Below are 12005 nucleotides of genomic sequence, written 5' to 3'. Positions count from 1 at the left end.
CCTATCGGTTAGCGGGTTTCTCCGTCTCCTTCCTACGGGTAAGGGTATTAGGTAAAATTAAATTTCAAATTTTACTCGGTGAAATTTGATGTGACAATTTCACTAGCTCGTGAACTTCCGAGCACGGTTTCCTTTATCTCACTACGCAGGTGAGATTTGAAATGCTAATTTCACTTAGCAATACGATGGTGAGCAAGGCGCTCCGTGCATTTGTTCCTTGTCGAAATAAAATGAAAGAATAAATTAGAAATGTGGTTCCGTTTTGAATTATCTGTTATATAATACGTTATGACTTTATACACTGTGTTATAACATTATTAGAGGTGATGGAATGAGCACACAAACTGGTGGAGTAACCGTAATAGGGAAGATAAAGCAGGGATATGACAGTATCATTACAACTGACGCATTGCATTTTGTTGAACAGCTTGAAAGACATTTTGGTGAAAAAAGAAAGAAACTGTTACAGTACAGAAATGAAAGACAGAAGGAGATTGACGAAGGAACACTTCCGCATTTTTTGCCCGAAACGAAGCATATTCGTGAGGGAGAATGGACGATAGCGCCTTTACCAGATGATTTAGGGGACCGTCGTGTAGAAATTACCGGGCCAGTTGATCGAAAAATGGTTATTAATGCGCTTAACTCTGGAGCGAATGTATTCATGGCATGTTTTGAGGATGCAACATCGCCTACTTGGGACAATGTAGTAGAGGGACAAATTAATTTAAATGATGCTGTAAATAAGACGATTACTTATGAAGGTCAAAATGGGAAAAGCTATTCACTAAATAAGAAAACAGCTGTATTAGTAGTACGTCCAAGAGGATGGCATTTGGAAGAAAAACATGTGCTAATCGATGGAAAACCGATCTCCGCAAGTCTATTTGATTTTGGTTTGTATTTTTACCATAATGCTATCAGGCTAACACAAAATGGAACAGGTCCTTATTTTTACTTGCCAAAGCTGGAAAGCCATCTCGAAGCTAGGCTTTGGAATGAAGTCTTTACTTTTTCTCAAAAATTTATTGGAATTCCAAATCGGTCGATAAAAGCAACAGTTTTGATTGAAACCATTATGGCTGCTTTTGAAATGGATGAAATTCTTTATGAATTGAAAGACCATTCGGCTGGACTAAATTGTGGACGCTGGGATTATATTTTCAGTTTTATTAAGAAACTGAGAAACCAAGAGAATGTGATTTTACCAGATAGATCTATTGTGACCATGACGGTTCCGTTTATGAGGTCGTATTCGCTACTAACCATTCAAACCTGTCATCGACGTAAAGCACATGCAATCGGAGGGATGGCAGCACAAATTCCTGTTAAGAATGATCTAAAGAAAAATGAGGGAGCATTTGCAAAGGTTAGAGCGGATAAAGAAAGAGAAGTGCTTGATGGGCATGATGGCACATGGGTGGCGCATCCAGGGCTGGTGCCTATCGCTTTAGAAGTATTTAACAAAGAAATGCCGACACCAAATCAAATTCATACATCGAAGCAGAAACATATTCAAGTTTCCGAGTCTGATTTATTAGAAATACCTGTTGGGTTTATAACTGAAGGGGGAGTACGGCAAAACATAAGTGTCGGAATTCAATATATAGAATCTTGGTTAAGTGGGAGAGGGGCTGTGCCGATTGACCATTTAATGGAGGATGCGGCTACTGCTGAAATATCCCGAGCGCAAGTTTGGCAATGGATTCGCCATTCAAGGGGAGTTTTAGAGGATGGTAGAAAAATAACAATAGAAATGTATGAGGAATTTAAACAAGAGGAGCTTGAAAAAATCCGCTATGAAATGGGGGAAGAAGTGTACTCTTCTAGAAGATTTGAAGAAGCAGTTCGATTGATTGACAGGCTAATAAAGGAAGACGATTTTATCGAATTTTTAACATTACCAGGTTATGAGATTCTTTAATTGGGAGGCTGGAAGACGATGAATGAGAGAGTAGAAAAGCTGCAAAATGAATGGGAGTTAGCGGAAAGATGGGAAGGTATAACAAGAACGTATAGTGCTGAAGAAGTCATTAGACTAAGAGGGTCTATTGATATTGAACATACTTTGGCAAGGCGAGGATCAGAAAAATTGTGGGAATTGTTGCATACAGATGATTATGTTCCTGCACTTGGAGCCTTAACTGGAAACCAGGCGGTCCAGCAGGTGAAGGCAGGGCTTAAAGCCATTTATGTAAGCGGTTGGCAAGTTGCGGCGGATGCGAACCTTACTGGGCATATGTATCCTGATCAAAGTCTTTATCCAGCCAACAGTGTCCCACATGTAGTAAAACGCATCAATCAGGCACTGCAGCGAGCAGACCAAATAGAGCATGTAGAAGGTAGCGCTTCAACTGATTGGTTTGTTCCGATTATTGCAGATGCTGAAGCAGGGTTCGGCGGCCAACTAAATGTGTTTGAATTAATGAAATCAATGATTGAAGCGGGGGCTGCTGCCGTTCATTTTGAGGATCAACTTTCCTCTGAAAAAAAATGCGGTCATTTAGGTGGAAAAGTATTATTGCCAACACAAACAGCTATTCGGAATTTAATTTCGGCACGCCTTGCTGCAGATGTTATGGGGGTACGGACGGTGTTAATTGCTCGAACGGATGCAAATGCAGCGGATTTAATTACAAGTGATGTTGATCCAATTGATGCGAAGTTTATTACTGGAGAAAGAACACCTGAAGGTTTTTACCGAACGAGAGCGGGTATAGACCAAGCAATCGCAAGAGGATTAGCTTATGCACCATATGCCGATCTTATTTGGTGCGAAACCTCAGAGCCTAACCTAAGAGAAGCGGAACAATTTGCAGAAGCGATTCATGAAAAGTTTCCTGGCAAACTATTAGCCTATAATTGCTCACCATCCTTTAACTGGAAAAAGAAATTGAGTGAGGAAAAAATTGCTACATTCCAGAAACAGTTAGGGAAAATGGGCTACAAGTTTCAATTTGTAACATTAGCCGGATTTCATGCACTAAACCATAGTATGTTTGAGCTTGCGAAAGGATATAAGGAAAAAGGAATGGCGGCCTATTCAGAAATGCAACAAGCTGAATTCTCCAATGAACAATATGGTTACACAGCCACTAGACATCAACGTGAGGTAGGTACGGGATATTTCGATGAAGTCTCCATGGTGATCACAGGTGGAACATCTTCCACAACAGCATTAAAGGGTTCAACAGAGGTGGAGCAGTTTTTGGTATAAAAGTAAAAACGGTTAATAGAGAAAGAATCGTTATTTTCAGAAGGTAATGATTCTTTCTCAATTTTTTTAGAAATCCATATGAAGATACGATCATTTTTGTAAAAAAATAATAAAATTTACTATTTATGGATAAATTGTACGGTTGTTGCTTTCATATGATAATCTATTAATATAATATACAAAATTATTAAAATATTTTGCAATTTATAAAATAATCGTTGTAAAATAGAAGGTGAATAGACAATTACTGAAAAGAGGTGGATTATTTTGGAATTAGATCAAAATTGGAATGAAAGAAAAGCTATTCAACTGCGAATGCAGCAGCTGCAAGAGGAATCAAAGGCCATTCGAATAGAGTATGAACGATTATTTAATCGATTAAGAGAATTGGATTCGTTACATAAAAATATTTCTAATAGCCAAGAGGTTGAAAATATAAATAATAAGGATGCCACTAAAACGCAAAAATCGAAAGAATCCCAAATAGAAATAAACACTCCGAAAGAGGAGAATGATGATATTTTTTCCAAGATTGAAGAAATAAGAAGGAGCATAAGCGGTAAAGCCCCAGATTCTTCAATCTTGTTACCAAATATGATAGACCAAAAGCAAAATGAAGCTATCCTTGACGGAGAGATAACAAAAATCGAAACTGCGCCAAATACAAGTAAGAAAATAGCTACGGCAGCGGAAATTTTAAGTAACCCACCAAGTAGAAATAAATCCCAATATAAAGATTACATTATTTTGACTCATTTAAAATCGAAAAAGATGCTAAAGACAGCCCAGGTAAAAGAGATTTTGACGGAAAATGCATTAGATATTAAAAACACAACAGTAGTATTAAAGGTTCTAATGGAGAAATACCCCGAAATTACCAAAGTCGGTCATGGAATGTATAAGTGGGTAGAACTATAATATCATACAGCTTCTTCAAAACAGTTCACTTATCTATTCAGAACTGTTTTTTCTTATGTGGCATAAAATATCTGCTCGTTTTCGTTGTGGCTTCAATAAAAGGAAAGATTTAATTCCCTGACCATTCAAATTTGCTATAATATTTTTAATTACATTCAAGGAGGAATTTTAAATGTCAAAAATGACTACAAGATTGCTAAATCAAGAAGTGGGAGTGAATAGTTACTAATAAAAAAATGTACACTCCTGCTTCTTCTTCAACTGAATTCTAAATTTTATTGAAGTGGGAGAATATGATGAAAAAGAAACGAACAGCAAAGCATAATATAACTGTTTTATTTTGGGTGCAGTTTTTTTCGACGATGAGCTTTTTGCAGCCTGTCATGACGCTTTTTTATATGGAACGAGGACTTACCGAAAAAGAGATTCTACTCGTGTTAATGTTTTGGAGCGTAGCCGTTATGTTAGGGGAAGTGCCTTCGGGTATATTTGCGGATCGCTTTGGTGCAAAGAAGTCCTTTCTAGCAGGGGCAATTATTAACATTGTCAGCTATAGCTTATTGTTTTTTGCACACGAGCCCTGGGTTTTCTTTATGTATAGTGCATTGAACGGTTTGTCTGTTACCTTCTTTTCAGGAGCTGATGAAGCGCTGATTTATGAATCCTTAAAGGAAAGCGATGAACAGCATTTAATGGACCGGGCGATGGGAAAAATCCAATCGGCAGGATTTATTTCGGCGATGATTGCCGTCCTATTTGGGGCGTATGTTGCAAAGGATTTAAAAGAAACACAGTTCCAGTTATTAATTGCATTAGGACTTGTTTTCTATACTGTCCAGCTCGTTCTGCTCTTCTGGATTAAAAATCCGAGTTCCTTCACTGCATACAGAGAAAATCCTTTTAAACAGGTGTCAGAAGGTATAAAAGTAATTAAAGATGCACCGCAGCTGTTATATATGTTTTTAAACGTAACCTTAGTGTTTATCCCGGCAAGTGCTGTATACGAGAATTTCAATCAACCATTGTTTACACATGCAGGCTTACCAGTATATTTAATTGGAATCGTCTATGCGATTGCAGCCATCATTGGTTATTTTGCTTCTCAATCGGTAGGCTGGCTAGGAAAACGCTTTTCAAGAATTATAATGTTAAATATAACCGGACTGTTAGCCGTAGTTGGACTCTTATTGTCTGCTATGTATGGTCAAACACTTTGGATTGTACTAGGAGCTTTTTTTATTTTAAAATTTGTGCGGGCAGTCAGATATCCTATTTATTCGCAGCTGAGCAATGATATCATTCCATCTGAAGTAAGGGCAACAACAATATCCTTACTTTCGATCATAGATTCCATTTGCGATTTACTTGTATTTGGAATTATTTCCATCATTGCTGTGAAAGGGTTAACAGGTATTTTTGTAGGCTGTGCAGCACTAGCTTTAGTTGGGACACTGCTGCCAATAAGAGCAGTGAAGGCAAAAATGAAATTAGAAAATAGTTAATGTGGGGGGACAAGTCGAAAAAGGCTTGTCCTTGCCTATTAATGGACGATTCTGCTATCATCAGTACAAATGCGGAAGCCGTTAGGTGCTGTAGCTAGACGTAGACAACATTTATTAAAGAATACCCACAGTGTGAAATTTTAACATTTCCTAAAGTATATTTAAATTATTAACGCGAGGTGACATCAGACATGTCAAGGATTTCAAAGGAACAGGTTTATCATGTTGCGAATTTAGCTCGACTAGAAATAAATGAACAAGAAGCAGAAAAGTTTACAAAGCAGCTGGATGATATTATTAATCTTGCAGAATTATTGAATGAGGTTGATACCTCTGATATTAAACCAACCTCCCACGTATTTAATATTCAAAATGTCATGCGCGAGGATGTGGCGGAAGAAGGTTTGCCACGTGAGGAAGTATTGAAGAATGCACCGGATCATAAGGATGGACAAATACGAGTTCCGTCCATCATAGAGTAAGGAGGAGAATAGATTGTCGCTGTTCGAACACAAGATTTCAGAGCTGCATGAATTCATACATAAAAAAGAAGTCAAAATCTCCGAATTGGTAGATGAATCGTTTAAAAGAATAGGGGAAGTCGATCAAAAAGTCCAAGCTTTTTTAACATTGGATGAAGAAAATGCACGAAAAAAGGCAAAGGAATTAGATGATAAAAACGGGACGGATTTCTCTAAAAATCCTCTATTTGGTCTGCCCATTGGAATTAAAGATAATATCGTCACAAAAGGACTGCGCACCACCTGTGCAAGTAAAATTCTAGAAAACTTCGATCCAATTTATGATGCGACAGTAATGGACAAATTACATAAAAGCGGGACAATTACCGTTGGGAAATTGAATATGGATGAGTTTGCAATGGGTTCTTCGACCGAAAATTCAGGGTTTCATAAAACGTTAAATCCATGGAATTTAGAAGCAGTACCAGGCGGTTCCTCCGGTGGTTCAGCGGCAGCGGTCGCTGCAGGTGAGGTTCCATTTTCATTGGGGTCTGATACTGGTGGATCGATTCGCCAGCCAGCAGCTTTTTGTGGGGTTGTTGGATTAAAGCCTACGTACGGACGTGTTTCACGTTTTGGTCTTGTTGCTTTTGCATCATCATTCGATCAGATTGGTCCTATTACGAGAACGGTAGAAGACAATGCATATCTTTTACAAGCCATTTCAGGTGTCGATCCTCATGATTCTACATCTGCAAATGTTGAGGTGCCAAATTATCTTGGGTCGCTTACAGGTGATGTAAAAGGGTTACGAATTGCGGTACCGAAGGAATACTTAAATGAGGGTGTTAGCGTAGAAGTACGGGAATCTGTACTTGCTTCATTGAAAGTCCTTGAAGGATTAGGAGCTACTTGGGAGGAAGTTTCCCTACCACATTCGAAATATGGAGTAGCAGCTTATTATCTTCTCTCCTCATCTGAGGCATCGTCTAACTTATCTCGTTTTGACGGAGTACGGTACGGATATCGCACCCAGAATGCAGAGAACTTAATTGATTTATATAAAAAGACTCGATCAGAAGGTTTCGGAGAGGAAGTAAAACGCCGGATCATGCTTGGAACTTTCGCATTAAGCTCCGGATACTATGATGCTTATTATAAAAAAGCACAACAGGTTCGTACATTGATTAAAAATGATTTTGATGATGTCTTTGCAAAATACGATGTGATTGTTGGGCCAACAGCACCAACTCCTGCTTTTAAAATTGGTGAAAAAATTGCCGACCCATTAACGATGTATGCAGAGGATCTTTTAACAATACCTGTGAATCTTGCTGGTGTCCCGGGAATTTCAATTCCATGCGGATTTGCGAACGGTTTGCCAATTGGCTTGCAGATCATTGGAAAACATTTTGATGAAAGCACTGTCTACCGAGTTGCACATGCATTTGAGCAGGCAACGAATTATCATACACAAAAACCACAGCTGTAAGGGGTGAAAAACATGAACTATGAAACGGTAATTGGGCTTGAAGTCCATGTGGAATTAAAAACGGATTCAAAAATATTTTCTTCTGCTCCAGCTCATTTTGGTGCGGAGCCAAATACGAATACGACGGTTGTGGATCTTGGCTATCCAGGTGTTTTACCGGTTTTAAATAAACGTGTTGTTGAATTTGGTATGAAAGCTGCAATGGCGTTAAATTGCCAAATTGCAACTGAAACAAAATTTGATCGCAAAAACTACTTTTATCCGGACAACCCGAAGGCATACCAAATCTCACAATTTGATCACCCAATTGGGGAGCATGGTTGGATTGAGATTGAAGTAGATGGTTATAAAAAGAAGATAGGGATTACTAGAATTCACTTGGAAGAGGATGCAGGTAAATTAATGCATACTGGTGATGGCTATTCCCTTGTTGATTATAACCGACAGGGGACACCGTTAATTGAGATTGTATCTGAACCAGATATCCGTACTCCAAATGAAGCATATGCTTACTTGGAAAAGTTAAAATCCATTGTTCAATATACAGGTGTATCCGATTGTAAAATGGAAGAAGGCTCCTTACGATGTGATGCCAATATTTCATTACGACCAGAGGGACAAGAAGAGTTCGGGACGAAAACGGAATTGAAAAACTTGAACTCTTTCAACTTTGTCAGGAGAGGATTAGAGTTCGAGCAGAAACGTCAAGAAGAAACTCTTCGTTCCGGAGGAGTTATTGAACAAGAAACACGTCGATTCGATGAGGCAACAGGCCATACCTTATTAATGCGTGTCAAAGAAGGTTCTGATGATTATCGCTATTTTCCTGAGCCAGATTTAGTTCCGATTTTTATCGATGAGGAATGGAAGGAAAAAGTTCGTGCAGAAATCCCAGAACTTCCAGACGAACGCAAGAAACGTTATGTGGAAGAACTCGGTCTTCCTGTTTATGATGCTGGGGTTTTAACGATGACAAAGGAAATGGCTGATTTCTTCGAGGCAACCGTTGCAGCTGGAAGTGAAGCGAAACAAGCGTCGAACTGGATCATGGGTGAGTTATCAGCTTATTTAAATGCGGTACAAAAGGAACTTCATGAAATACCACTAACACCGGAAAGTTTGGCAAGTATGATCAAGCTTATTGAAAATGGAACAATCTCTTCTAAAATTGCGAAGACCGTATTCAAGGAGCTAGTGGAAAAAGGCGGAGATCCAGAACAAATTGTGAAGGAAAAAGGACTCGTACAAATTTCTGATGAGGGCGCCATATTAAAGGTTATCACGGAAATATTAGATACCAATCAACAATCAATAGATGATTATAAGAGCGGTAAGGCGAAGGCAGTTGGATACTTGGTTGGCCAAGTGATGAAAGCAACAAAAGGTCAAGCAAATCCACCGATGGTAAATAAATTATTGGTGCAGGAATTGGATAAGAGATAATCAAGTGAGGTAGATTCTTTTGCATCTACCTCGTTTTTATGTGCAAAAACATTGGTGCTTAATAAGGTTGCGGAAAAATCGGATGAAAGTGCTGAAAGAGTAGGTGGAAACGCTGAAAAAATCGAGCAAAATGCTGAACTTTTGAAAAGAAATGCTAAACTCCAAGAAGGAAATTGGTTAATTGTGTAGGAGATGGAAGCTTTTACACAATCCTGATAGAAATAGAAATTTGTCGAAAATTATCCAAGCACCTTTAAGTTAATTTTAATCTTTAAGTGTAAAAATTAAGATGTAAATAAATTTAAGGGTGTGAGAACAAACAATGTGTAAAGGACATTTCGATTTTACTCAAACATGCGCATATTGTTTGCGAAGAACAGGTGAAGGAATTGATTTTGTGCTACCTGTTTATGACTGGAGAAGTGAAAAGTTGCTCGGATATTTTTGCAAGGAGCATTATTTACAAGTAAAAGCTCGTAACATTATTCAATATAAAAAAGCTAACTAAGTAGAAAAGTGAAATTTCCATCATCGTCATTTATAATGAAGAAAAGGAGGATGGATATGACTACTTTAAATGAATGGTTTGATAAAGGAATGACCTCCAAGGAATATATTGATTCCATGCAGGTACATAAAGAAAATTTATTATCGATATATGAAGGCTTTCGTCTATCTAATGAAGATGAGCCCTTTTTCAAAGCGCTTAGTGAAAAAGGTTTAAGAACCATTGTTATTACAGAGGACTGGTGCGGAGATGCAATGGTGAATGTACCAATCCTTTTAAAGATTGCGGAAGCAGCAAATATTGATGTTCGTATGATCTTAAGAGACCAAAATTTAGAGCTAATGGATCAATATTTAACAAATGGAACAGCACGTTCGATTCCAATTTTTATTATTATTGATAAAAATGGTGTTGAAGTAGCAAAATGGGGACCGCGTGCTCCGAAAGTTCAAGATATGGTTACTGAAATGCGCTCAGGATTGCCACCCAAGGAAGATGAAAGCTTCAATGAAAAACAAAAAGAAGTATTCGCCAAAATGTTAGCCGCATATACACAGGATACCTCTGTATGGGAAACAATCTATAGCAGCTTAAAATCAACATTGAATATGGCATTGTAATTAATAGATTTCCGTGTGTTCTGATAATATGGGAAAACAGAATAAGAACAAAAATAACACTCAATAATCGCTTTGAGTGTTATTTTTTTATAGATGTGGACAGAGGATCCGTTATTTTTATATAAAGCATCTAATATAAGAAATAGGCGGACACAGAGTACTTTATTCGGGAAAAACATAAGGAAATAACGGCTATTTTACACGAATAACGGAATCTAGGTCCTCAAACATAAGAAAATAGTCCTTTTTTATGCAAATAACGGAACTAGGGTCCTCCTAGCTAGAAAAAGTAACATCAATACTAGTAATCAATTTAACAATCTAAATTTCAAGACGATAATATAATAGAGTGTAAAACTCTAAGAAAATAGCGCACCAGCTTCCAAATCAGCTCGTTATGTATTTTCTATACGGTCTAGGGTCCGCCGAAATATATAGTATACTCACCATTTGTAATATTATGAATTTAGTTATTTTTCACTATATAATCATAGTGTTTTGCATTATAATGTGGGTAGAAAGTCTTAACAAAATAGGGGGTACAATGTGAAAGAAACTAAAAAGAGCCTTTTTGGTAAAATACTTCTATTTAATTCTATGTTTGTAATTTTATCCGGAGTATTCGTCACTGGAATATCATTTTACTTTAAAAATGCCAATGCGAATACCCTCTATATTTCATTAGCTGGGACGATTGTCATAGCTATTATCAGCATTAGTCTTTTTATTTTGTTTTATAAAAAGAAGTTCACGTTATTAAAAGAACTTGTCGTTCTTACTGAAAATGGCGGAAACGGAGATGTTTCCAAGCTATACATAAAGAATTCAAATGACGAAATAGGGTCGCTTAGCAGTTCACTACAAAAATCTTATAAGGATGTAAATGAATTAATCAACAGTTTCAATGAAGCAAGTTCCAACATCCTTGAATCCGCTGCTGAGCTCTCGGCTATTTCTGAAATAACTACTGGAAGCAGTGAAGAGATAAGTAGGGCGATTTCGGAAATATCCGAAGGAACACTTAATCAAGCCTCTGAACTTGAGACAACCATTGAACGAGTGAATGCCTTAAACGAATCAATTAAGACAATGAATGAACAAAACGAGATGATCAAGAATATTACTTCAGACACTGAGAGCGCAACAAATCAAGGGAAAGAAATAGTTCAATTATTGAAAAAGTCAAATGAAGAGTCGATGAAAGCATCTGATGAAATCAGTATTGGGATTACGAATTTATATAATCAAACGAAAAATATATCCAATATAACGGAAACCATTGAGAATATTGCATCTGAAACAAACTTATTGGCTTTGAATGCTAGTATTGAAGCTGCAAGAGCTGGAGAGCATGGAAAAGGTTTTGCGGTTGTAGCAAGCGAGGTTCGGAAACTAGCCGAGCAATCAAACACAGCAACAAAGCAAATCCAAGATATGATTGCGGGAATTGAACAAGAAACAGAGAAAACCGTTATGGTCATGACGCAAACCATTACACACTCGCAACAACTAGATGAAGCAGTGAAGTCTACAGAAAGAGAATTTAATTCCATTACGGATGCTGTAACGCAAACCATTGTGGCTGTTGATAAGCTTTATGTAGAACTTCAAAACGTTACCGAGCAAAATAACAACATTACACAGGCAATTCTGCATGCATCTAGTGTTTCTCAGCAAACAGCGGCTTCGGTTGAAGAAATAACGGCATCGATTGAAGAACAAAATACATTAATTTCAAATGTTTCCGAATCAGCTCGGAAATTAAGTGAAATAAGTGGAAATCTTTTTAACATAGTAGATAAATATATGGTTTAAGTAGATTAGCTTGTCTTTCGTAGACAAGC

The 12005-nt window shown here is 37.5% G+C and carries 11 protein-coding genes; all 11 read left to right on the top strand.

Features of this window, described 5'->3' with window-relative positions:
• Positions 1-331: 331 nt before the first annotated feature.
• On the top strand, positions 332-1924 hold the full coding sequence (gene aceB / locus AC3WJF_RS12120) for a malate synthase A (RefSeq protein ID WP_492452476.1): 1593 nt from the start codon (positions 332-334) through the stop codon (positions 1922-1924).
• 18 nt (positions 1925-1942) lie between these two features.
• Positions 1943-3217, top strand: coding sequence for an isocitrate lyase (gene aceA / locus AC3WJF_RS12115; RefSeq protein WP_492452474.1), 1275 nt, complete (start codon positions 1943-1945; stop codon positions 3215-3217).
• A gap of 267 nt (positions 3218-3484) precedes the next feature.
• Positions 3485-4135 (top strand): Rok-like winged helix domain-containing protein, encoded by a 651-nt coding sequence (locus tag AC3WJF_RS12110; RefSeq protein ID WP_492452472.1) that lies wholly within the window; start codon positions 3485-3487, stop codon positions 4133-4135.
• A gap of 296 nt (positions 4136-4431) precedes the next feature.
• Entirely contained in the window at positions 4432-5637 is a 1206-nt protein-coding gene (locus tag AC3WJF_RS12105) for an MFS transporter (protein ID WP_492452515.1), read from the top strand.
• Positions 5638-5828: 191 nt separating this feature from the next.
• The gene (gene gatC / locus AC3WJF_RS12100) at positions 5829-6119 is read left to right on the top strand and encodes an Asp-tRNA(Asn)/Glu-tRNA(Gln) amidotransferase subunit GatC (RefSeq protein WP_492452470.1); all 291 of its coding nucleotides are present in this window, start codon (positions 5829-5831) and stop codon (positions 6117-6119) included.
• A 13-nt stretch (positions 6120-6132) separates the two neighbouring features.
• A complete protein-coding gene (gene gatA / locus AC3WJF_RS12095; RefSeq protein WP_492452469.1) occupies positions 6133-7590 on the top strand; it encodes an Asp-tRNA(Asn)/Glu-tRNA(Gln) amidotransferase subunit GatA in 1458 nt (485 codons plus the stop codon).
• A 12-nt stretch (positions 7591-7602) separates the two neighbouring features.
• On the top strand, positions 7603-9033 hold the full coding sequence (gene gatB / locus AC3WJF_RS12090) for an Asp-tRNA(Asn)/Glu-tRNA(Gln) amidotransferase subunit GatB (RefSeq protein ID WP_492452467.1): 1431 nt from the start codon (positions 7603-7605) through the stop codon (positions 9031-9033).
• A gap of 51 nt (positions 9034-9084) precedes the next feature.
• Positions 9085-9222 carry a hypothetical protein gene (locus tag AC3WJF_RS12085; protein ID WP_492452465.1) on the top strand — a complete coding sequence of 46 codons (138 nt, stop codon included), beginning with the start codon at positions 9085-9087 and terminating at the stop codon, positions 9220-9222.
• 133 nt (positions 9223-9355) lie between these two features.
• Positions 9356-9541: a hypothetical protein gene (locus AC3WJF_RS12080; RefSeq protein ID WP_492452464.1), complete on the top strand. Its 186-nt coding sequence runs from the start codon at positions 9356-9358 to the stop codon at positions 9539-9541.
• A gap of 56 nt (positions 9542-9597) precedes the next feature.
• Positions 9598-10161 (top strand): thioredoxin family protein, encoded by a 564-nt coding sequence (locus AC3WJF_RS12075; RefSeq protein ID WP_492452462.1) that lies wholly within the window; start codon positions 9598-9600, stop codon positions 10159-10161.
• A gap of 546 nt (positions 10162-10707) precedes the next feature.
• Entirely contained in the window at positions 10708-11976 is a 1269-nt protein-coding gene (locus AC3WJF_RS12070; protein ID WP_492452460.1) for a methyl-accepting chemotaxis protein, read from the top strand.
• The last annotated feature ends 29 nt before the right edge of the window (positions 11977-12005 follow it).

The organism is Heyndrickxia sp. FW510-T9 (assembly GCF_058781025.1).
Note: the sequence above shows the minus strand (reverse complement) of the source record. Positions and strands in the feature narration are given on the sequence as shown.

Coding starts and splice junctions, on each gene's coding strand:
- AC3WJF_RS12080 (WP_492452464.1), top strand. CDS start 9,356: ATGTGTAAAGGACATTTCGATTTTACTCAAACATGCGCATATTGTTTG.
- aceA (WP_492452474.1), top strand. CDS start 1,943: ATGAATGAGAGAGTAGAAAAGCTGCAAAATGAATGGGAGTTAGCGGAA.
- gatB (WP_492452467.1), top strand. CDS start 7,603: ATGAACTATGAAACGGTAATTGGGCTTGAAGTCCATGTGGAATTAAAA.
- aceB (WP_492452476.1), top strand. CDS start 332: ATGAGCACACAAACTGGTGGAGTAACCGTAATAGGGAAGATAAAGCAG.
- AC3WJF_RS12075 (WP_492452462.1), top strand. CDS start 9,598: ATGACTACTTTAAATGAATGGTTTGATAAAGGAATGACCTCCAAGGAA.
- gatC (WP_492452470.1), top strand. CDS start 5,829: ATGTCAAGGATTTCAAAGGAACAGGTTTATCATGTTGCGAATTTAGCT.
- AC3WJF_RS12105 (WP_492452515.1), top strand. CDS start 4,432: ATGAAAAAGAAACGAACAGCAAAGCATAATATAACTGTTTTATTTTGG.